General features: G+C 69.3%; 16 protein-coding genes and 1 pseudogene. 6 read left to right on the top strand and 11 right to left on the bottom strand.

Going from position 1 to position 22,193, the window contains the following annotated elements:
* Positions 1 to 121: 121 nt before the first annotated feature.
* The 3 genes from ABT304_RS05655 to ABT304_RS05645 are packed head-to-tail and all read left to right on the top strand — an operon-like array spanning position 122 to position 6,467.
* A complete protein-coding gene (locus ABT304_RS05655; RefSeq protein ID WP_350713718.1) occupies positions 122 to 2,398 on the top strand; it encodes an immunoglobulin-like domain-containing protein in 2,277 nt (758 codons plus the stop codon).
* Positions 2,399 to 2,410: 12 nt separating this feature from the next.
* Positions 2,411 to 4,966 (top strand): alpha-L-arabinofuranosidase family protein, encoded by a 2,556-nt coding sequence (locus ABT304_RS05650; protein WP_350713717.1) that lies wholly within the window; start codon positions 2,411 to 2,413, stop codon positions 4,964 to 4,966.
* A 10-nt stretch (positions 4,967 to 4,976) separates the two neighbouring features.
* The gene (locus ABT304_RS05645; RefSeq protein ID WP_350713716.1) at positions 4,977 to 6,467 is read left to right on the top strand and encodes a family 43 glycosylhydrolase; all 1,491 of its coding nucleotides are present in this window, start codon (positions 4,977 to 4,979) and stop codon (positions 6,465 to 6,467) included.
* Positions 6,468 to 6,667: 200 nt separating this feature from the next.
* Here the strand turns inward: ABT304_RS05645 and ABT304_RS05640 are convergent, their stop codons facing one another.
* A complete protein-coding gene (locus ABT304_RS05640) occupies positions 6,668 to 7,969 on the bottom strand; it encodes an MFS transporter (protein ID WP_350713715.1) in 1,302 nt (433 codons plus the stop codon).
* A 213-nt stretch (positions 7,970 to 8,182) separates the two neighbouring features.
* Positions 8,183 to 9,376, bottom strand: coding sequence for a Fic family protein (locus tag ABT304_RS05635; protein WP_350713714.1), 1,194 nt, complete (start codon positions 9,374 to 9,376; stop codon positions 8,183 to 8,185).
* A 370-nt stretch (positions 9,377 to 9,746) separates the two neighbouring features.
* Between ABT304_RS05635 and ABT304_RS05630 the strand changes: the two are divergent.
* Positions 9,747 to 10,067: pseudogene (locus tag ABT304_RS05630) on the top strand (Scr1 family TA system antitoxin-like transcriptional regulator); the annotation flags it as partial.
* A 66-nt stretch (positions 10,068 to 10,133) separates the two neighbouring features.
* On the opposite strand, the gene ABT304_RS05625 reads toward ABT304_RS05630, so the two are convergent.
* On the bottom strand, positions 10,134 to 10,586 hold the full coding sequence (locus ABT304_RS05625) for a hypothetical protein (protein WP_350713713.1): 453 nt from the start codon (positions 10,584 to 10,586) through the stop codon (positions 10,134 to 10,136).
* 195 nt (positions 10,587 to 10,781) lie between these two features.
* Here ABT304_RS05625 and ABT304_RS05620 point away from each other — a divergent pair, with 195 nt between their 5' ends.
* The gene (locus tag ABT304_RS05620) at positions 10,782 to 11,516 is read left to right on the top strand and encodes an SDR family oxidoreductase (protein ID WP_350713712.1); all 735 of its coding nucleotides are present in this window, start codon (positions 10,782 to 10,784) and stop codon (positions 11,514 to 11,516) included.
* A gap of 20 nt (positions 11,517 to 11,536) precedes the next feature.
* Here the strand turns inward: ABT304_RS05620 and ABT304_RS05615 are convergent, their stop codons facing one another.
* The 4 genes from ABT304_RS05615 to ABT304_RS05600 all read right to left on the bottom strand — a co-directional run bounded on the left by ABT304_RS05615 (position 11,537) and on the right by ABT304_RS05600 (position 17,219).
* Positions 11,537 to 12,394, bottom strand: coding sequence for an alpha/beta hydrolase (locus ABT304_RS05615; protein WP_350713711.1), 858 nt, complete (start codon positions 12,392 to 12,394; stop codon positions 11,537 to 11,539).
* A 42-nt stretch (positions 12,395 to 12,436) separates the two neighbouring features.
* Entirely contained in the window at positions 12,437 to 14,830 is a 2,394-nt protein-coding gene (locus ABT304_RS05610; RefSeq protein WP_350713710.1) for a DUF6351 family protein, read from the bottom strand.
* 92 nt (positions 14,831 to 14,922) lie between these two features.
* On the bottom strand, positions 14,923 to 16,515 hold the full coding sequence (locus ABT304_RS05605) for an MDR family MFS transporter (protein ID WP_350713709.1): 1,593 nt from the start codon (positions 16,513 to 16,515) through the stop codon (positions 14,923 to 14,925).
* Between the two features lie 98 nt (positions 16,516 to 16,613).
* Positions 16,614 to 17,219, bottom strand: a complete 606-nt coding sequence (locus tag ABT304_RS05600) for a TetR/AcrR family transcriptional regulator (protein WP_160026332.1) — start codon at positions 17,217 to 17,219, stop codon at positions 16,614 to 16,616.
* Between ABT304_RS05600 and ABT304_RS05595 the strand changes: the two genes are divergently transcribed.
* Positions 17,212 to 18,618 (top strand): NAD(P)/FAD-dependent oxidoreductase, encoded by a 1,407-nt coding sequence (locus tag ABT304_RS05595; RefSeq protein ID WP_350713708.1) that lies wholly within the window; start codon positions 17,212 to 17,214, stop codon positions 18,616 to 18,618. The genes ABT304_RS05600 and ABT304_RS05595 overlap by 8 nt on opposite strands.
* Positions 18,619 to 18,630: 12 nt before the next feature.
* On the opposite strand, the gene ABT304_RS05590 is transcribed toward ABT304_RS05595, so the two are convergent.
* From ABT304_RS05590 to ABT304_RS05575, 4 genes are all read right to left on the bottom strand, one after another.
* Positions 18,631 to 20,163 carry a PucR family transcriptional regulator gene (locus ABT304_RS05590; protein WP_350713707.1) on the bottom strand — a complete coding sequence of 511 codons (1,533 nt, stop codon included), beginning with the start codon at positions 20,161 to 20,163 and terminating at the stop codon, positions 18,631 to 18,633.
* Between the two features lie 46 nt (positions 20,164 to 20,209).
* Positions 20,210 to 20,698: a nucleoside deaminase gene (locus ABT304_RS05585; protein WP_350713706.1), complete on the bottom strand. Its 489-nt coding sequence runs from the start codon at positions 20,696 to 20,698 to the stop codon at positions 20,210 to 20,212.
* Between the two features lie 144 nt (positions 20,699 to 20,842).
* Positions 20,843 to 21,424 (bottom strand): superoxide dismutase family protein, encoded by a 582-nt coding sequence (locus tag ABT304_RS05580; RefSeq protein ID WP_350713705.1) that lies wholly within the window; start codon positions 21,422 to 21,424, stop codon positions 20,843 to 20,845.
* Positions 21,425 to 21,496: 72 nt separating this feature from the next.
* Complete coding sequence (locus ABT304_RS05575) at positions 21,497 to 22,174, bottom strand: hypothetical protein (protein ID WP_350713704.1); 678 nt, start codon at positions 22,172 to 22,174, stop codon at positions 21,497 to 21,499.
* Positions 22,175 to 22,193 lie beyond the last annotated feature (19 nt).

Raw genomic sequence — 22,193 nt, 5'->3', positions numbered from 1 at the left:
ACTTGGCCGGCGGCTCTTGACGACAGCCTCAGCCCCCTGGTTATGTTAGCGCTCACATTCATGTGATCGCAGTCACACATGAGTAGCCCGGCGTTTGTCCAAAGCTGACCCTGGAGCGCAGATGGACCAGTCGAAACCGACCCCCGACAACCCGCGCCGGAAGCATCTCGTGCGCACTCTGGCGGCGCTCGCGTCGTTGCCCCTGATGCTGGCCGGCCTGGTGACCACCGCGCCGGCGCAGGGCGCGAGCGACGTAGGGCTCGTCGTCCACTATCCCCTCGACCAGACCACCGGCACCACGGTCGTCGACGAGTCGGGCGCCGGCCGCAACGGCACCCTCTCCGGTGACGCGACCTGGCTCGGCAGCGAGGGGCTGTCCCTCGGCGGCACCAACGGCCACGTCAGGCTGCCGAACGACGTGATGGCCGGGATGACGTCGATCACCGTCTCCCTCGAGGTGAAGATCGCAGCGGACCAGGCCACGCCCTACTTCATCTGGGGCCTCGGCAACACCGGCTCCAACGGCTCGGGCAACGGCTACCTCTTCACGACCGGCAACGCCTACCGGACGTCGATCGCCACCGGCAACTGGAGCACCGAGCAGACGGTCACAGCGGGCCGCAACCTGGTCCGCGACACCTGGAAGACGATCAGCTATACGCTCGCCGACGGCACCGCGGTGCTCTATGAGGACGGTGTCGAGGTCGCCCGCCGCACCGGCGTGACCATCACGCCCGCTCAGATCGGCAACGGGGTCACGACGGCGAACTACCTCGGTCGATCGGTCTATAGCGGCGACCGTCACCTGAAGGGGCAGGTGCGCGACTTCCGGATGTACGACCGGGCGCTGACGGCGGCAGAGGTCCACGAGCTGGGCCACGTCACCGACGAGCAGCGCGTCGAGCGCGACCTCGCCTGGCTGGACCTGGGGGACACGTCTCGCGTTGTCAGTGACCTCTCGCTCCCGGCCAGCGGCCCGAACGGCTCCACCTTCACCTGGGCCTCCTCCGACCCCGCCGTCGTCTCCGCGACCGGTGACGTCACCCGCCCGCCCTACGGCAGCCCCGACGCCACCGTGACCCTCACCGCCACCGCAACCCACGGCTCCGCCAGCCAGCCCGAGGCGTTCACCGTGAACGTGCCGGCCGACATCAGCGACGAGGAGAAGGTCACCCGCGCCGCAGCAGCGCTCAAGGTCTGGGACGCCGACCAGATCCGCGGCAACATCACGCTGCCGACCCAGGGCCTGCACGGCACGACCGTCAGCTGGACCTCCAGCGAGCCCACGATCGTGACCCCGACCGGCGAGGTCAACCGGCCGGCGTACGGCGAGAAGGCCGTCCGCCTGGCACTCAATGCCACCGTGAGCCTGGGCAAGGTCAAGGACAAGCGGCAGTTCCGGCTGACGGTCCTGCCGCTGCCCAAGCAGGAGCCGCTCGAGGGCTACACCTTCGCCTACTTCACGGGCGAGGGGACGGCGGACGGCGAGCAGGTCTACCTCGCCGCCAGCAGGGGCAACGACCCGCTCCACTGGGACGAGCTCAACGGCGGCCAGCCGGTGCTGCGGTCGCAGCACGGCGACAAGGGCGTACGCGACCCGTTCATCATTCGCTCCCCGGAGGGCGACAAGTTCTACCTGATCGCCACCGACCTCAAGATCTACGGCAACGGGGACTGGGACGCGGCACAGCGCCGCGGGAGCCGCTACATCGAGATCTGGGAGTCCACGGACCTCGTGAACTGGTCCGAGCAGCGCCACGTCCGGGTGTCCTCGCCACAGGCCGGGAACACCTGGGCGCCCGAGGCCTACTACGACGAGGGGATCGGTGCGTACGTCGTCTTCTGGGCCTCGAAGCTCTACGACGAGTCCGACCCCGAGCATGCCGGCAACACCCACAACCGGATGGTCTACGTCACCACCCGGGACTTCCGGACCTTCAGTGAGCCCCAGGTCTGGATCGACCCGGGCTACTCGGTGATCGACTCCACCGTCGTCGAGCACGAGGGGACCTACTACCGGTTCACCAAGGACGAGCGGAACAACACCTCCACCACGCCCTGCAGCAAGTTCATCGTCGAGGAGAAGGCCACCTCGCTGCTCGACCTGGACTGGAGCTTCGTCGCGGAGTGCATCGGCAAGGCGACGGCCGAGAACCCGGGTATCGACCGCGGCGAGGGGCCGACGATCTTCAAGTCCAACACCGAGGACAAGTGGTACCTGTTCATCGACGAGTTCGGCGGCCGCGGGTACGTGCCGTTCGAGACCACCGACCTGGACTCGGGCTTCTTCCGGATCTCCAGCGACTACCAGCTTCCCAGCCGCCCCCGCCACGGGACCGTTCTGCCGGTGACCAAGGCCGAGCTGGACCGCATCCGCACCGCCTACCGCGTGTTCTGAGGAGAGACCATCGTGCACAGAATCCGTCTGCTGACCGTCCTGTCCGCCGCCACCGTCCTCGCCCTGCCCCTGTCCTACGCAGCGCCCAGCCTCGGCGCGGACCGACGAGCCGCTGCACCCGAACCCGACTACACGATCACAGCCCACGCCGGTCAGGCCGGGCCCGAGATCAGCGACTCGATGTACGGCGTCTTCTTCGAGGACATCAACTACGCCGCCGACGGCGGTCTCTACGCCGAGCTCGTGCGGAACCGGTCCTTCGAGTTCCTGCCGGCCGACAACCGCTCCTACACCGGGCTGACCGCCTGGACCCCGCGAGGTGAGGGCGGAGGCAGCGGTACCGCCACGCCCGTCAACGACGGCTCCCGGCTCAACGAGCGCAACCGCACCTACCTGCAGCTGTCCCTGACCAACACCGCCGGCGGCACGTACGGCGTCTCCAACGGTGGCTGGAACAACGGCGTCGCGCTCGAGACCGGCAAGAGCTACGACTTCTCGGTCTGGGCACGCTCGGACACCGCCGGCGGTACGCCGCTGACCGTGTCGCTGCGCGACGAGTCCGGCGCCACCGCGTACGCCGACCCGGTCCGAATCCAGGTGGACGGCGACACCTGGAAGAAGTACGCCGGCACCTTCACCGCGACGTCCACGACCGACTCCGCGCGGCTGTGGCTGCAGGGGGAGGGCGTCGGCACCCTCCGCCTCGACATGGTCTCGCTGATGCCCGAGGACACCTTCATGGGCCGCGAGAACGGGCTGCGCAAGGACCTCGCCGAGAAGATCGCCGCGCTCGAGCCGGAGTTCGTCCGCTTCCCGGGCGGCTGTCTCGTCAACACCGGCAGCATGTCCGGCTACGACGCCGCCTCCGGCTGGCAGCGCGCCCGGTCCTACCAGTGGAAGGACACCGTCGGCCCGGTCGAGGAGCGCGCGACGAACGCCAACTTCTGGGGCTACAACCAGTCCTACGGACTGGGCTACTACGAATACTTCCAGTTCGCCGAGGACATCGGCGCGATGCCGCTGCCGGTCGTACCGGCGCTGGTCACCGGCTGCGGCCAGAACCGAGTCACCGACGACGAAGCCCTGCTGCAGCGCTACATCCAGGACACCCTCGATCTGATCGAGTTCGCCAACGGCCCGGTCGACTCCGAGTGGGGCGCCCTGCGCGCGGAGATGGGACACCCGGAGCCGTTCGGACTCACCCACCTCGGCGTGGGCAACGAGGAGAACCTGCCGACGGAGTTCTTCGAGCGGTTCGAGAAGTTCCGCGCGGCCATCGAGGCGCGCCACCCGGAGATCACGATCATCAGCAACTCCGGCCCCGACGACCAGGGCGCGCTCTTCGACCAGCACTGGGCACAGAACCGGGCCGCCGGGGTCGACATGGTCGACGAGCACTACTACAACTCCCCGACCTGGTTCCTGCAGAACAACGACCGCTACGACAGCTACGACCGCAACGGGCCGAAGGTCTTCCTCGGCGAGTACGCCTCCCAGGACAACAAGCTCTTCAACGCGCTGTCCGAAGCGGCGTACATGACCGGGCTCGAGCGCAACGCCGACGTCGTGCGGCTCGCCTCCTACGCCCCGCTGCTGGCCAACATCGACCACGTGCAGTGGCGCCCGGACATGATCTGGTTCGACAACGACCAGTCCTGGAGCTCGGCGAGCTACGAGGTCCAGAAGCTGTTCATGAACAACGTCGGTGACCGGGTCGTACCCAGCGAGGCGACCGGCAAGGTGATCGAGGCGCAGCCCATCACCGGCGGCGTCGGCCTCTCCACCTGGGCCACCTCCGCGGCGTACGACGACGTGTCGGTCACCGCCCCTGACGGCACCGAGCTGTTCGCCGACGACTTCCAGGACGGAGACGCCGAGGGCTGGAGCTCGCTGGCCAACCGAGGCAGCTGGTCGGTCGTCGACGGTGCCTACACCCAGACGGACGCTGCCGCCCAGGACACCCTGGTCGGGGCCGCGGACATCACCGCGAGCGACTATGACATCAAGCTCAAGGCCACGAAGCTGTCCGGCGCCGAGGGCTTCCTGGTCGCGTTCGGGGTGAAGGACTCCGGCAACTTCTACTGGTGGAACATCGGGGGCTGGAACAACACCCGCACCGTCGTCGAGAAGGCCACCAACGGCGGCAAGGAGACCCTGGTCGCCCGTGAGGGTCACTCGGTCGAGACCGGGCGCACCTACGACGTACGCATCGAGGTCCGCGGCACCCACGTCCGGCTCTTCCTCGACGGCCAGCTCTTCCAGGATTTCGACGACGACCAGGTCACCGAGCCGTTCGCGCAGGTGGTCACCCGTGACGAGACGACCGGCGACCTGCTCGTCAAGGTCGTCAACGCCCAGGCCGAGCCGGCGGTCACCCGCGTCGACCTCGGCGTCAAGGTCGCCTCCAGGGCGCAGATGACCGTCATCAGCGGCGATCCGGAGGCGCAGAACACCCGTACCGCGCAGCCCATCAAGCCGGTCACCAGCACCATCCGCGGCGTGGACAGCACCTTCACGCGCACCTTCGCGCCGTACTCCGTGACCTTCATCCGCATCCAGACCCGGTAGGGGAGCATCCATGTCCGATCACCTGAACCACCTCAGTCTCCGGGCCGGCCTCAGCAGACGACACCTCCTGCAGGCCGGGGTCGGCCTCGGGGCCGCCGCCGCCCTCGCCGGGCACGTCGCGCCGGCCGCCGCGGCGCCGCCCACGCCGATGCCCAGCGACGCCGAGATCTGGGGAGTGCCGACCCTCAACCCGCTCGTCGAGCGCCGGGCTGACCCGTTCGTCACCCGGCCCGTCGACGGGATGTACTACCTGACCGGCTCCGTTCCCGAGTACGACCGTCTGGTGATCCGCGGGTCGGCCTCGCTCGCCGGTCTGGCCACCGCGGCGGAGTCGGTGATCTGGCGCCGGCCCGCGAGCGGGAAGATGGGCGGTCACATCTGGGCGCCGGAGCTGCACCGCATCGACGGTCGCTGGTACGTCTACTTCGCGGCCGGCGACTCCGACGACGTCTTCCGGATCCGGATGTACGTCATGGAGTCGGCGCTCGCCGACCCGCGAGACCCGGCGGGCTGGGGCGCACCGCAGCAGATCGTCACGCCGTGGCAGAGCTTCGCCCTCGACGCCACCACCTTCGAGCACGCCGGCCGCCGCTACCTGGTCTGGGCGCAGAGCGAGCCCGAGATCGCGGTGAACACCAGCCTCTACATCGCCGAGATGGCCTCCCCGTTCGCGATCAGCACCTTCCCGGCGCGGATCGCGACGCCGACCCGCAGCTGGGAGGTGCAGGGCTTCAAGGTCAACGAGGGGCCCGCCGTCCTGGTCCGCAACGGCCGCGTCTTCATGACGTTCTCGGCCAGCGCCACCGACTCGCGCTACTGCATGGGCCTGCTCACCGCCTCGGCCGACGCCGACCTGCTCGACCCGGCGTCGTGGGTCAAGAGCCCCGATCCGGTGTTCACGACGAACGTGCAGACCGGGCAGTACGGCCCGGGCCACAACTCGTTCACGGTCGCCGAGGACGGCGTGACCGATGTTCTCGTCTACCACGCCCGGGACTACCGCGACATCACCGGCGATCCCCTCTACGACCCGAACCGGCACGCTCGCGTGCAGAAGGTCGTGTGGCACGCGGACGGCACACCCATGTTCGGGATCCCGGTCGGAAAGGGCGGGCCGATCGTGCGGCTCACCCCGCTGGATGCGCCGGGCTCGTTCGTACGCCACTACGAGTACGCCGTGCGGGTGGACCATGCCCCCAGGGAACTCGCCGACAGCCAGTTCCGCTTCGTCCCCGGTCTGGCGGGCGACGGGTCGGAGTCGCTGCAGTCGGTCAACTTCCCCGACCGGTACGTCCGGGTCACCGGCGGCACTGTCCGGATCGACCCGGTCGAGTCCGGCCCGGCGTACGCCGCGGAGGCCAGCTTCCGACGGATCCCGGTCAAGGGCGGGATCTCGCTGCAGGTGGCCACGGACCGCGGCGACTACCTCCAGCACGACCGCGGTGCGCTCACCGTCGGTGGCACCGCGGGACGGCGCTCCAGCACCTTCGCCCTGACTTGAGCCGCTGAGTAATGCAGGGCCGCGGATACTCCCGTCCGAGACGTCGACAGCCGGCTCGGATGAGAACATCTGTTACCAGATATCGAGGTTTGGCGATGCTCGGCGCAGGATGCGTGCTATCACTTCCGGGTGCGGTCCGGGCGCCCGTGTTGCTGGAGTCCCCCCACTCGGTAGCGAGGGCGTCCAGGACCGCACGCCAGTCAGGCTCGATCCGCCGTCACGACCTCGACCGGCTGCTCGCTGCGAGGCCCGGTCCACCAGACGGCGGCGGTGACCAGGCCGATAGCGAGCAACGCGCTGGTCAGCCAGAACGGATAGGTGCGGTCGATCCCGGAGAGCCAACCGGAGATCCAGCCGAACGGGGCGGCAGCGAGCATCACCGCGGTGCGTTGCAGCGCCATCACCCGTGACCGCTCGTCCTTGTCGACGTGGAAGGCGACGAGCGACTCCGAGAGCATGAAGAGCATCCCCGCGCCGAAGCCGTCGAGGAGGAGGCACACCCCGAGAAGCGCGTACGTCACGACGCCGGCGTCACCTTCGGCGGCCGGGATCACGACGAGCACGAGCTGGCCGGCCAGATAGATGCCGAAGCCCCACAAGGTCGCCTGCTTGAGGTCATGCCCCGAGGTCAGCCGGCGGATGAGGGTGAAGAGGAAGAGCACCGACAGCAGCGAGCGCACCATCGGGAAGAACGGCAGCACCGGGTCGGGCACGTGCAGGTGCTGGTTGACCAGGACCTGCCAGAAGGTGGCGTTGACGAGGGTGACGGCCGCGACGACGGCGGCGATGGCCAGCGCCAGCAGCGAGCCGCGCGAGTGGGCCAGCAGCCTCGCGGCCTCGCGGTAACCGACGAAGAGCCGCCAGAGGCTCTCGTGGCGGGTCTGCTCCATCCGGATCCGGCCCTGTCGGGTCTCGGTGGAGGCGGCGTACAGCAGGATGACCTTGGCCAGCATCACGACCGCGGCATTGATGAAGAGCACCCGCACCGCCGGCTCCAGGCCGAACTGCGCGACCATGAAGGCGGCGATCGGGGCGAAGAGCGCCGAGCAGTCGGCCGCGACCCGCACGAGCGAGTAGATGCCGGTGAGCTGGTCGCGCTCGGCGTCCTCGACCATCAGGCAGTCCCAGGCGTTCGCGGTGACCTGCAGCGCCCCGTTGAGCAGCGACGCGGCCAGGAAGGCCCAGAAGTCCTGGGCGAATGCCCAGATCAGACAGGGGATCACGAAGGCGATCACGTCGAAGACCGCGTTCGTCAGCCGACGTCCCATCCGGTCGGTGATGATGCCGCCGGCGAGCCCGAAGAACACCTGGGAGATCATCCCGGCGGTCGCCAGCAGGCCGATCTGTGCGTCGTGCAGCCCGAGGGTGAGCATGAAGACGGAGAGGTACGGCAGCACCAGCGCCATCGACAGGCCCCACATCGGCTCCGTCCACACGCACGCGCGCGGGTTGCCGCGGAGGTGGATCAGGGTGTGCCACAGGGAGCCGGGGGAGGATGCCACCGGGACAGTGAACCAGGGGTGGCGTCAACGCGGGAAAACGTTTTCGCCATGAGGATCAGCCAGCCGCGATCAGTCGGGGTCGATCCGGACGGATTTGGGATTCTGGGCGGCCCAGGCGAGCCTGAGGCGCTGGCGGGGTCCATGTCGAGCTCTAGGATGTGGTCTCGTTGGATCCACTCGACCGGGGGTCTGGGCTGCAAGTGGGCCCTTCGTTTACACGTGCCCGTCGACGCTCTTGACAGGGAGGAATGCCTTGATGACCTTTCGGTTGGCGATGACCCCTCCACGCACGCGGCGGACGAGGCCCCAGTCCGTCAGCGCGTTGACGTCTCGGGTGACGGTCTTGGCCGTCTTGGAGCTGTACTCCAGCGCGACTCGCATGCTCACCTCTCGAAGCTTTCCGATGGGCACGACCTCGCCCTTGGGCATGTCCAGAACTAGATGCTTCTGCCGGCGGCGGGCCGGTGTCTCGTGGTCGCGGAAGTGAGAGTGCACGTAGTTCTCCCAGGTCACCTCCATCTGCTCCTCGCGGATCACGGCCAACTGCTCGCGGAGTTCGTCAACGAATCCACGGAGCGCGTACCGCACGAACGGCTCGATCGCGAAGCTGCCGTGGCTCGTCTTGTCGAGCTCGATGTAGTAGACCTCTCGCGTCCGGTTGTAGTGGTCGGACAGCAGGTGGGCGGCGGGGAGCGGGATGCCAGCCTGAACCATCAGCTCGAATTCGATCAGCCGGGCGGTTCGGCCGTTGCCGTCGCCGAAGGGGTGGATCCAAGCGATGTAGAGGTGGGCGAGGATCGCCTTCATGACGACGAGGGTGAACCGAAGCTCCTCTTGCTGCTCGATCTGGCGGTCGATGCGCTCGAGCCAGGAGCACAGCTCCTCCAGGAGGTATTCGCAGTCCTCGGCAGGGGCGCCTCGGTATCCTGCTACCCCGACGCTGTGCGTACGCACATGGCCAGGCACGACGCCTTCCTTGAGTGGAAGCTCGGCAAGAATCCGCTGATTGAACTCCTTGATTCGACCCGGAGTTAGCGCTGCCGACCGGCCCTCGACGACGTCGTTGGCGATGTCGTTGCAGGCGTCGACGATGTTGTCGATCTCACGGCCCAGGTACTCCCGTGATGGCGGCAGCGGCAGGTCGCCTTCGACCCTCGCCGCGACCTCTTCGACCGAGAGGGTGTTTCCTTCAATCGCCGTGGTGCCGTGAATACCCTTGCTCAGGTAGACGGTGTGAAGCTTCCGCGCGACTTCTGGCCGCAGCGGGACACCCGCGACATGGCTGCACTTGGATTCGGCCTCGCCGAACAGGAGCCAGGTGGCATGGGAGAACTCGACGATGTTGAGGCTGAAGTTGATCCACGGGTGGGTCTCCAGGTAGGCGCGCTCAGTCCAGTTGGCGGTCATACTTCGCACGCTAGCAGATTATGCCTAGGAAAAATGTCCCATTGAAGTGTCCGTTACTCTGTCCCGGCGATCGGTCCCACGCCGGGGGTGGTGGGTCGAATCAGCCCGGATAGTAGGTCAGACGATCCCGAACGACTCAAGGACGCTGGTAGGACGGTAGGTTCGCCACTGGGTCAGCATCGGGTGGACATTCCACCTCATGCGGCCCATCGACGGGTTCCGCGAGGGCGGGGCGGCAACCCACCTATCGGGGCCGTGATACAGGATCCCGCCGACTCGGGTCGCCTTCTCCGCGTCGACCGACCCCGGGTTGAGATAGAAGTGCCACCGGACGGGTCCGGCCTCCAGGAAGGGTCGAACCGCCGACCCGGCCCGGCGGCGGGGTCCGATCCTGTACGACCCCGGCCGCGAGGTTACGGTCTTGATCGCCGAGGCGTCCCTAGATGCTCGGATCGGTGGCCATGCGGTGATGCGTGCGCAGTTAGAGCACATCGCCGGCCTGGCGACGAGCGCGAAGGCGACGGTCGGCGTGATTCCGCTCAGCGAGATCCCGGTGGTGGTCGGGCACGGCTGGTATCAGCGTGACCAGGTCGTCACGGTCGAGGCCGCCGGGGTGATCTGGAGATTGCGGACCCGGTGGAGGTGGCTCAGTACGAGCGCTGGGCCGAGGTCCTCACGTCGGTCGCGCTGACCGGTGCCGAGGGGGCCGAGCGCTGCTTGGCCATCGCGAGGGACGTCCACGCCGCCTGACCGGCGGCTACTGATCGGGCTGCTGGTCGTCGGTGGCAGCTTCCCGCGCCTTGAGCGCGTCGAGTTCCTTCTGCCACTGCGCGTCCACCTTGGCCTGCATCTGGGCGGTCTTCTCGAGGAGGCGCGTGACTTCCTCCTCCGAGTAGCCCTCGGCATCGACCGTCCCGGCGTTTCGGTCGAACCGGAACTTCTTCCCGTCGTGGCGGTGGACCAGGGTCCTGATGATGTACCCGAGCGCCGTGAGCCCGCCGGCGGTCTGGATCACCTCAACGGACGCGATGATCAGCTCGTTCCCCTGCGAGTACTCACCGCTCCTGCTGTGGGCAAGACCGTGCTCGTCGAAGAGGGCGCGGACCTCATCTGCGATCGACGGCGACATGTAGACCTTGAGGCAGCCGTCGTTGCCGTACCCGGTCGTCACGTAGAACTCGAGGGTGTCGGGGTTCCCATCACTCTTCATGGGCTCATGCTGCCGTAGCGAGGAGCGATCGCGCCAACAGCAGCAGGAGGATGCCTGGCCCGGATTACTGGGTCAAGAGTCCTGGACCTAGTTCGTGGACTGCCGTGCCGTGCGACGTCTGATTACCGCCGGAAACCGCCGCCCGAGACCCGTTGGATGGTTCATGACACAACCAACTCAAACGATGGGAAGCACATGAAGGTCGCCCTTGTCACCGGAGCCAGCCGCGGTATCGGCCAGGCCACGGCACGCCAGCTGGCCCGGAGCGGCAGCCACGTCATCCTGACCGCCCGCCGTCCCGAGGACCTCGAGGCCGAAGTCGAACGGCTGAACCGCGACGGCCACTCGGCGTCGGCACTCCAACTGGACGTCACCGACCGCGACAGCGTGCAGGGCGCTGCTGATCATGTCGCCGCGACGTACGGGCACCTCGACGTTCTGGTCAACAACGCCGGCGTCCTTCCGGAGGCCACCAACCCCGACCCGGCCGAGGTCGTCGACCTCGAGATGTTCCGGCTCACCTACGAGACCAACCTGATCGGCGCGGTCGCCGTCCTCGAGGCGTTCCTGCCGCTCATCCGGAAGAGCGAGGCGGGGCGGATCGTGAACGTGACGACCACGATGGCCTCACTGGCCGACCAGACCAACCCGGAGTCTCCCTACTACGGGATGGTCGTGCCCGCCTACCAGTCGTCGAAGGCCGCGCTGAACAACGTGACCATCGCGCTGGCGAAGGCGCTCACCGAGACTCCCGTCAAGGTGACCTCGGTGTGCCCGGGATTCGTGCAGACCGACCTGACCCCGATCAACCGGGACAACGCGCCCACCACGGCGGACCAGGCCGCCGAGGTGATCGTCCGTGCGGCGACCCTGCCCGACGACGCCCCGTCAGGGACGTTCGTCGACGCCAACGGACCCGTGCCGTGGTGAGTGCGCTCTGAGCGGCCTCGTCAGCCGGCCGCGATCTCCGCGAGGAGGTCGGCGGCCGGCGCCGGGTGGACGAGCCAGCCGAGGTGGCTCGACGTCAGGGTGTGGACGGCGTACGGGTTGTCCGGGGTGAGGGCGTCGCCCTCGCGGATCAGCCGGTCCTGCATCGCCGTCGGCATGCTGACGTCCTCGCTGAGGCGTACGAAGGCACGGGGCACCGTTCCCCATGTCGACACCTGGGCGCGGTCCTCAGGGCCACCCGCGTCGAGGTTCTCGTCGGGCTGGAAGGTGTTGAGGAACGTACGGAACTCGTCGTCGGTGCCGTCGGCCATGAAGGCGTGCTTGAGGCCGGCGAGGACCTCGGGGGAGGCGGTGCGGAAGTTGCAGCGCAGCAGGCCGACGTCAGCGGGGTTCGCGGCGGCCGCGCCGATCAGCGCGGAGGCGTCGAAGGAGGCCATCTCCGGCTCGGCGTTGTACGCAACCGCATCGAGCTCCACCGGGGCCCAGGCCGAGACGTAGACCATCGAGTCGATCAGGTCCGGGCGGGCGTTGGCGGTCGCGGTCAGGGTGATCCCGCCGCGGCTGTGCGCGACGACGATCACCGGGCCGTGCTCCTTGGCCCGCTCGAGCACCGAGACGAGGCGAGCCACGTTGTCGGCGAGGGTGACGCCCTTGATGCCACCCGGAGCCGAGGCGAGCTCGGCGAGGTCCTGGGGTGCTTGGTAGGCCGCCGGGAACGTCGCCTCGAAGCCGTGGCCGGGGAGATCGACCGCGAGGGAGCGGAACCCGCGCAGCGCCAGCTCCGCCTGCAGCGGTGCGAACGAGAACGAGTTGGCGAAGGCGCCGTGGACGAGGACGAAGGTCGGCTCCGGGGAAGGCATGGGCGAGACCTTAGCGGCGAGCCGGCGATGACGGCTGGCCTTTTACTCGTCGGCCGCGCCACCGAACGGCGCCGACTGCGGCGCCGTGCCCATCGGCGTACCTCCGTGGACGACCGAGCCGTCGGCTCGCTGGTAGGTCAGCCACGGCACGGTCCTGGTGAAGCCCACACCTGGTTTGCTGTAGTCGCAGACCCCACTGGGGAAGGTGGCCTCCAGCCGCTTCCACTGGGCGTCGGTGAGGCCGAAGGCGCCGTAGTCGTCGGTGCGACGCAGCGGCTTGAGCCGGCACTTGGCGTTGTCGGAGTGGTTGTTGTCGCCGGCCACGATCCGCGGTGTCGCGAAGTCGGTCTTGACCAGGTCGCTGACCGGTCCGAGCCCGCACACCAGGTCCGAGACCGGGTCGACGACCAGGTTGAGCGCGGGGTCCAGGACCGGGTTGAGGGCGGGGTTCAGGCCGTCGAGCGCGCCGCCGGTCAGGTCGTCCACGAGCGGGTCGGCGACCGGCAGGAACAGGCCGTCCTCGCTGGAGACTCCCTGGGCCTGGGTGCACCGGTCGTGCAGGTCGCCGGGACGGTCCTGGACGATCTTGTCCGCCAGCGGTACGTCACGCTCGTCCGCCTCGACGGAGGCCAGCCAGCGGTCCATCGCGAGCAGCGCCTCCTTGGAGTAGCTCGGGTCGCCGATGAGGGGTGTCACGCCGTACCAGATCACCTGGTTGTCGGCGTGCCCCTGTTCCCGGGTCAGCCGGTCGCGCATCGCCCACGACCAGCGGGCGTCGTGCGCGATGCCCGGGTCGGGCCCGCGGTGGTCGATGATCGCCACCTCGGCCAGGTTGCTGGCGGTGTTGACCATCCCGCTGCGGTAGGCGTTGGTGAGCGCCGTCGGATCCGCGATCGAGCGCTGTGCCCGCGGCTGGACGTCGATGTCGAGCCCGCCGATCTTCTCGTTGACGTCGACGAACTGCTCCGGGGTGATCGCCCCGGAGCGCAGCGCCTCGAGGCCGTACTGCACACCGGTGTTGTCCAGCGGCGAGCCCGCGAAGCCTCGCCCGATCTGCTTCTCCTGGGGCGTCCACACGCTCTCCGGCCGCGGGCCGAAGATGTTGATCGCGCCGTCGATGATCGAGCAGCGTACGCCGCCGGGGTTGCTCTCCGCGTCGTAGCGCTCCTGGTCGCTGACCCCGGCGCACGGGTGCGTCGGCATGACCGCCTGCTTGAACAGGCCCTCGTCGGCGGCGACCGCGTTGAGCGGCAGCAGGTGGCCCTCGACCGCCGCCCACTGCAGCGGGTTCCAGAACTTGCCGTCGGTGAGCCGCTCGGAGCTCTCGAAGTACTTGCGGAGCAGGTGGTAGTCGGAGAACTGCAGGCCCGGCGAGAGCGAGTCGGGGTAGGAGCAGGTCACGACCAGACCCTGGTAGATCCCGGGGTAGGCGTTCGCGATCGTCTGCTGCGCGATCGAGCCGCCGGAGCAGCCGCTGCCGATCGTGTAGCGCAGGTCGCCGTACGTCTCGACCAGGTGTTCCTTGGCCATCATCAGCGACTCGGCCGCGCTGGTGACGGTGCAGTTGTGGCCGGTGTTGGCCAGCGCCGTCGAGAGCATCGCGAAGCCGCGGCCGAGGGCGACGGTCGGGCTGTCGCCCAGTGCGTCGGCGACGAGCGGGACGCCCAGGTCGAAGGTGCCGGAGTAGTCCTTGGTCGGCGCGGTTCCGACCTCGTGGTCGACCCCGCAGCTGCCGCCGTGCGGGATGAACAGCTTGTTGTTCCACTGCTGCTGCGGACGCCAGCGCTGCCACCGCTTGCCGGGCTGCCAGAGCACGGCGATCCGGTACTGGTCGCGGTTCTGGTAGCCGGTCTCCACACGTACGACGAACGGCACCGTCACGCCCTCGTCGGTGGTCGTGGTGGCGACGTCGCGGGGCGGATTCGCCGGATCGTAGGGCTGGAGCCCGTCGAGCAGTGGATTTGTCGATTTGTAGAGCCAGCTGATGGTCGGCTCCTGGTTGCACTGCGCGTCCGTCGCGGTCGGCTGGCAGCGCCACGGCTGCAGCTGAGGTCCGGAGAGGACCGGTCCGCCGCGCGGGTGGTTGGTGATCGTGAGCCAGGCGCCGCGACCGTCAGGCAGGCGCGCGGTCAGCTCGTTGGTCCCGACCCGCAGGCCGCGTACGACACCCTCGATCTCGCCGTTGGGCCGCTCCGCGAAGGCGCCGGTGACGTCGCGGTCCTCCAACGACACCTTCAGGTCGTCCGGGTAGGCGCCCTTCGGCAGGGCGACACGCACCAGCGCGCTGCCGTCGGAGACCAGATCGGCCCGGTTGGAGAGAGTCTCCAGGACGACGTCCCCGGCCGAAGCCGCCGAAGCCGGTGCCACACCGAGCAGCATGCTCGCGACGAGGGCGGACACCGTCGCGATCGAGAGGGGCAGGGCGCGAGCGGGCATGGCATGCCTTTCCGAGAGCTGCGCACGTCCCTCGAGCGGACGGTCGCCGTGACAGGAGAATGCCCCCTGCCACGGCGACCGTCAAGGAAGCCTCAGCCTGCGACTGCCTCCCCGCGAGCGACCATGCCGGCCTCGTCGGAGAGCTTGACCTCCTTGAGGAACAGCGCGAGCGCGAAGCCGAGGAGGATCAGCGGCACGAGATACCAGAACGCCGGTGCGAGCGCCTCGGTGAAGGCGTCGACGACCCAGGTGTGGAGCGGCTCGGGCAGCTGCTCGACAGCAGCCGGGGTGAGGCTCCCACCGGAGAACCCGGCGCCGTCGGCGGGCATCATCCCCGAGGAGGCCATCTTCTCGGCCAGGCCACCGAAGTTGTCGGACAGCCGCGTGGTGAACACGGTCGTGAACAGCGCCGTACCGACCGTCGCACCGATCTCGCGGAAGAAGTTGTTCGCCGAGGTCGCGGTGCCGAGCTCGTGCGGGTCGACGGCGTTCTGGACGGCGAGCACGATGGTCTGCATGACCAGGCCCATCCCGGCGCCGAGCACGAAGATCATCAGCCCGAAGACGACCATCGACATGTCGCCGGTGATCGTGGTCATCCAGGCGATCCCGGCCGCGGTGATGAGCAGACCGACGATCGGGAAGATCTTGTAGCGGCCCGTCTTCGAGATCGCGATGCCCGAGCCGATCGCGGTCAGCATCAGGCCGGCCATCATCGGCAGCATCAGCAGCCCGGAGCTGGTGATCGAGGCACCGGTCGACATCTGCAGGAACGTCGGCAGCATCGCCATCGCCGAGAACATGCCCATCCCGAGGACCAGGCCGATCAGCGTGGTCACCGTGAACGTGGGGTTCTTGAAGAGGCGCAGCGGGATCAGCGGCTCGGGCGCGAGGGTCTCGGTGAGGATGAAGGCGGCCACCGAGGCCAGGGTGCCGATGAGCAGCGCGAGCAGCTGCGGCGACGACCAGTCGTAGCCGTCGTGGCCGAGCGACTCCCACGACGTCAGCAGCACGATGCCGCAGGTGGAGAGCACCATGAACATGATCCCCAGCCAGTCGACCGGGCGGCCGGAGCGGTGCGAGGGCAGCCGCAGGGCGAACCAGGCCACGGCGAACGCGATGATGCCGACCGGTACGTTGATCCAGAAGGTCCAGCGCCAGCCCGGGCCGTCGGTGAGCCAGCCGCCGAGGAGCGGCCCGATGACGGCGGAGATACCGAAGAGGGCGCCCATCGGGCCCATGTACTTACCGCGCTCGGAGGCCGGCACGATGTCGGCGATGATCGCCTGGGACAGGATCATCAGGCCGCCACCGCCGAGCCCCTGGAGACCGCGGGCGGCGACCAGCTCGGGGAAGGTCTGCGCCATCCCGCCGAAGAGCGAGCCGAGGGTGAACAGGGCGACGGCGACCAGGAACGGCCAGCGGCGACCCCACAGGTCACCGAACTTCCCGTACAGCGGCATCACGATCGCGATCGCCATGATGTAGGAGGTGATCACCCACCCCTGGTGCTCGACCCCGTCGAGCTCGCCGACGATCGTCGGCATCGCCGTGCTCACGATCGTCTGGTCGAGGGACGAGAGGAACATCGAGGCCATCAGGGCACCGAAGATCAGCCAGATCGTACGCGGCGTCAGCACGACCAACGGCTTGTCGGGCGCGTCGGGCGCGACCGTATGACTCATGGGGTTGGACCTTCCAGGCGGGAGTTGAACAGGCAGGAGTTGAAGAGGTGGTGACACACGGGTCCCGTGTGACGTGAGAAGTCCCGAGAGAGGTGCGGCTAGTCGTCGAGGAGCAGGCGTAGCTGGGCGACGGCCTCGGGCAGATGCGCCACCGCATCGCCCTCGTAGCCCGACCGCGCCCAGGCGAGCGCGCTCGATCGCATCAGCAGCCCGGCGACCATCCCGATCGTGTCGTCGTCGACAGGGGAGGGCCGTGCCGTACGCCGCTCGGCGAGCAGCTGCTCGAGCTCGCCGATGACGCGCTGGTGCCAGGCGATGTGTCGCTGGACGAGGCGGGGTTCGGAGACCATCAGCCGCATCGCCCGCTCGCCCTGCTCGATGTTGGGAGCGGCATTCCTGAGGAACCCCGCCACCAGCGCCTCCAGGTCGGTCATCAGCCGCCCCGACGGCCCACCGGAGACGAACTGCGCGCGCACCTCGGCGTCCAGGTCGATCTCCTGGATGCCGAGGACCGCGTCGTCCTTGGAGTCGAAGTAGTTGAAGAACGTACGCGTCGACAACCCCGCCGCGGCGCTGATCTCCTCCACGGTGACGTCATCGAGACCACGCTCGCCGACCAGTCGCTGAGCAGCCTCGATCAGCGCCAGCCGACGCTCCCGCTTCTGACGCTCGCGGGCGTTCGAAGGAGGGGCAGAGGTGGGCACAGGGCTATTCTTGCAGTGGGTGCAAGTTGCAGTCAATGCAAGAAAGGTGTGGCGGGGACAACAGGGTGCCGTTGTGGAGGGAGCACAGCCGCAGCCCCTGAACTTGTGGGCGACGGCCAACGAGCAGCCGCGCGTGGCGGCCGACGATGGAGCCATGAACTCCAGCAGGCACTCACGTCCCGAGCGCGTCGTCGTGGTCGGCGCAGGCATGGTGGGGTTGTCCACCGCATGGTTCCTCCAGGAGGCCGGTGTCGAGGTCACCGTCCTCGACCGCGACGACGTCGCCGCGGGCTCGAGCTGGGGCAACGCAGGGTGGTTGACGCCCAGCATGGCCGTGCCCCTCCCGGAGCCCTCGGTGCTGGCCTATGGCTTTCGGGCCGTGCTCAGCCCCTCCTCCCCGGTGTACATCCCGCCGACCGCCAACCCGCGTCTGCTCCGCTTCCTGGCGCAGTTCGGCCGCAACTGCACCCACCCGCGGTGGCAGCGCGCGATGGCGGCTCTGATCCCGCTCAACAACGGGGCGCTCGCGGCCTTCGACGACCTCGAGCGCGGCGGCGTGACGGCGAGGACGAAGCTCGCCGAGCCGTTTACCGCCGCGTTCCGGACCGCGGAGGACAGCAAGGCGCTGCTCGAGGAGTTCGAGCACATCCGGGCCAGCGGCCAGGAGATCAACTTCGATCTCGTCGACGGTGAGACCGCTCGCGCCGACGAGCCCGCGCTCGCCGACGGCATCGCCACCGCGATCCGGATCCGCGACCAGCGCTTCATCGACCCCGCGGCGTACGTGGAGTCCATCGCCGCCTCCGTTCGCGCTCGCGGAGGCCGGATCCTGGCGGGCCACGACGCGGAGGATGTGGCCTCCTCGGGCTCGGGCGTCGAGGTCGCCGGGGAGCGGTACGACGCCGCTGTGCTGGCCACCGGCGCCCGCCTCAACCGGCTCGCCCGCGACTACGGCGTCCGGCGCATCGTGCAGGCCGGACGGGGATACTCGTTCACGGTCAAGGTCGACGACCAGCCGCGGGGCCCGGTCTACTTCCCGACCCAGCGGGTGGCCTGCACGCCGGTCGGCGACCGGCTGCGGATCGCGGGGATGATGGAGTTCCGCGACGTCGACGCGCCGATGGACCCGCGGCGGATCCAGGCCCTGGTGACCGAGGCCAGAACGCTCCTCAAGGGCGTCCACCTGGACCAGCGCGAGGACGAGTGGGTCGGTGCCAGGCCGTGTACGTCCGACGGGCTCCCGCTCGTCGGGGCCACGCGCGACCCGAAGGTCTTCGTCGCCGGCGGCCACGGCATGTGGGGGATCACCTTGGGCCCGGTCACCGGCCGGCTGCTCGCAGAGCAGATTGCCACCGGCGTACGCCCCGACGAGCTGCGCCCGGTCGACCCGCTGCGGTAGGGGCCGACGGCGTCACCCGTTCGCAGCGTCGGCACGGGCACGCGCCAGCTCGAGGCGTACGGCCAGGCGCTGGGCGGGGTCGTCGAGGTCGAGCGGACAGGCCTCGGAGAGTCGGGCCAGGCGGTAGCGCACGGTGTTGGGGTGCACCCCCAGCACCCGCGCCGCTCGGCCGACCTCGCCCCAGTGGTCGACGACAGCCTCGAGCGTCGCGAGCAGCGTGGCGTCGGCCTCGGGAGCAGTGAGCCTGGCGACCGGAGAGACCAGCGGCATCCCGGCCAACCCCGCCAAGGCTCGAGCCAGCACCAGCTCGGGCCAGCAGTCCTCGACCGCGGCCACCGCCCGGCGTCGGCCGGTGAGCTCGACGGTGGACAGCTCGGCCGCCTCGGTCCGGGACCGGATCAGCTCGGCGAGCGTCTCCACGGCGGAGCCGAGCCGCAGCCCGACCGTGGGGCTGTGTCCTGACTCGGCGCGGACCAGGTCGGTGAACCAGGCGGTCGAACCGGGGCCGGACGAGTCGGACAGCACCGCGTACAGGAGCCCGTCGAGGTCGACCACGACCGGCTGGCGCCAGCCGTGCCGACGCGCCAGGATCACCCACAGCTCGGCACGCGCCTCGATGCCCAGGCCCTCCGGGCCGATGAGCGCAGCCACCCGCCACGGCTCCGGACCGAGCCAGTCGGGTCGGTCCGTGGTGTCGCCGCGCAGCGCGGTGCGGACGTGGTCTAGCTGTGTCTGACGGTGCAGCTCGGTCTGGGCACGCAGGCGCAGCAGGTAGAGGGCGATCACGTCGACGGCGGCTCGCAGCTCGCCCGATCGTGTTGTTCGGGGTGGCTCGTCCACCACGGCCCAGATCGATCCGAGCCACTCGCCGCCCGCGCGCACCGGGATGACGTATCGAGGCCGGGTGCCCGGGTTCGCCGCTGGCACGAAGAGCGGCTCGTCGGAGCGGGCGAGGTGTCGGAAGACGCCGACCGAGCGGAAATGGTTGCGCACCTCGCGCGGCACCCGGCGGCCCACGATGGTCGACATCCGCGCCTGGTCGACGTCCTCCTGACCGGTGGAGTAGGCCAGCACGCGGGAGGCGGCGTCCTCGACCGTCACCGGGGCCCCGAGCAACGCACCCACCTTGTCGGCCATGTCGAACAGGTCGGAGTAGAGGTCGTCGGCCGGTTCCGGGCTCCGCCCGGTCTGCGCGGCCTCGAGCGTCTTCCTCAGCATCGCCATCACCGGCGACCACGGCGCCTCGTCCGGGATCGCCAGCAGCGGCAGCCCGTGGTCGGCGCAGCGGCGACGCACCTCGTCGCGGTCGGCCCACGAACGCCGGAGCACGAGCGCCGCCGCGTCGCGTGCCTTGCCGACGACCTCCAGAGCGTCGTCCAGCGTGCGTACGCCCACAGCCAGGACCACGTCGCCGCGCTCGACCTGGATCGGTCCGTCGGCCTCGACGAGCTCCACGCCGAGCACGGGCCGGGTCGGCTCTCCGGCCTGGGACAGCTCCGCGAACGCAGGAGCGACCGCCTGCGCCAAGTCTGCTGCGGTGATCACTCGATCACTGTGCCACGAGGACGCGAGGTGCGGCCCCGACCGGTGGTCAGGCCCGAGCTGCCGCCTCATGGAGCTTGCGGATCTCGTCGACCAGCTCGGGGACGGGGCCGACGACATCGACCGCCGGCGCGACCTCCTGGATCGGCAGCGCCCGGACCGGCGACTCCGCCGCTCCCCAGTCGGCCCGCCACTGCGTCAGCTGCGCGGAGGAGGCGATGTAGACGACCCGTCCGACTCCCGACCAGCCGTGCGCGGCCGAGCACATCGGGCAGTGCTCGCCCGAGGTGTAGACCGTCGCGCCGGCCCGGATCGCCGGGTCGAGGTGCAGCGCCGCCCAGCGGGCGAGCTCGATCTCCGGGTGTGCGGTCGGGTCGCCGGTCGAGTGCTCGCGGTTGCGACCCTCTTGGAGCGGCGTGCCGGTGCTGTCGGCAAGGACGGACCCGAACGGTCCGTCGCCGTCCGCCAGCGCCTCCGCCGCCAGCTCCAGGCAGCGTCGCAGGTGGGCCATGTCAGTCTGGGTGAGATCGGTGGTCACCGTTCCAGTCTGCGGCGAGCGGCGCTGTATGTCGTTCCATTTCCCGGCGATCGTCGGTTGCGGCCGGCCCACCGAGTCGGCTCGTCCTGACCAAGATTTGTGCCGAGTCGGCTCGTTAGAACGCGCCGACTCGGCGAAGAGGGGTTAGCTGGCCTTGATCACGGCGCAGGCGATGCGGTCGCCGGCGTCGCCGGTCTTGGTGGTGTCCTCGTCCGGGCCCTCGGGGGCGTACCTCTCCGGGACGTTGGCGTAGTTGTCCGGGCCGGCGTGGATCATGACCGCGCTGCCGTCCGCGTCCCGGAGGTCCTCGAGCGTGAAGGGGCCGGTGAACTCCAGGGTTGCGGTGCCGTCCTCCTGCACGAGGAGCGAGGGCAGGTCACCGAGGTGCTCGCCGTGGGCGCTGTCGTCGGGGTTGAGGTGGCCGCCCGCGGAGAGGAAGTCGCCGGTCTTCGACGGGTCGTCCGGCGCAGTGCTGTCGGCCTCGCACTTGCCGGTCGTGTGCACGTGAAAGCCGTGGTAGCCGGCCGACAGGCCGCTCACCCGGATGTTGATCTGGGTGGCTCCGTCGTCCTCCTCGATCTCGACGGTCCCGACCTTCTTCCCGTCGGGGTCGGCGAGCTTCGCGCTCACCTCGTTGCGGTCGTCGGGGTCTGCCTCCTCTCCGCAGGCGGCGAGAGCCAGCAGGGCACAGGCGGCGAGGGCGGCAGCCGTTGCGCGACGGGACAACGGATACCTCCACGAGAACGGGATCCGGTCTCCTCCACCGTACGCCGCGGTGGAGGAGACCGGCGTGAGGGATCAGCAGCCGTCGCGGAGCAGTCCGGGCTGGCGGCCGACGGAGACCTCGATGAACTCGATCTTCGCGTCGCGGGTGTTGCCGGAGAGCAGGAAGCCGATCCAGCGGTCGCCTTCCTGGACGAGCCAGGTCGTCTGGCCGTAGTCGTTGTTCCCCTGGGAGCCGGTCCCGTAGATGTCCTTGAGGACCAGCAGGGAGTCGCCGATCGTGACGCCGCGAGCGGTCTCCAGGACGGGCTTGCTCATCCCGAAGGAGGCGATCTCGCCCTGCTGGTCGTAGATGACATCGACGCCGTCGCCGACCTGGTCGGCCCACTTCCAGTGCCTGCCCTCGCAGATCTCCTCGCGCGCGGTGTCGCGGGTCATCCAGCCCTGCTGCACGAGAGAACGTACGTTGCCGTCGGCCTTGATCTTCCCGAAGGCCCCGGGCGCCAGCGGGCCGCCCCAGTCGAGGTTCGGCGTCGGAGTGGCCGTGACCGGGACCTCGGACGGGGCCGGCGTCGGTGTCGGAGTCGCGGACGGTTCCGAGGACGGAGCCGAGGACGGGGCGGAAGAGGACGGGGCGGCGGAGGGTGACCCGGCCGAGGGGGCGGGGTCGCTCCCGCACCCGGCGAGGCCGAGCAGACCGACCACGGCGGTCGCCGCGAGCGCGGCACGGAGCTGGATGCGGGATGTGGACATGGTGGACTCCTCGTCGGTC

Source organism: Nocardioides sp. NPDC000445 (assembly GCF_040300245.1).
Taxonomy (GTDB): domain Bacteria; phylum Actinomycetota; class Actinomycetes; order Propionibacteriales; family Nocardioidaceae; genus Nocardioides.
Note: the sequence above shows the minus strand (reverse complement) of the source record. Positions and strands in the feature narration are given on the sequence as shown.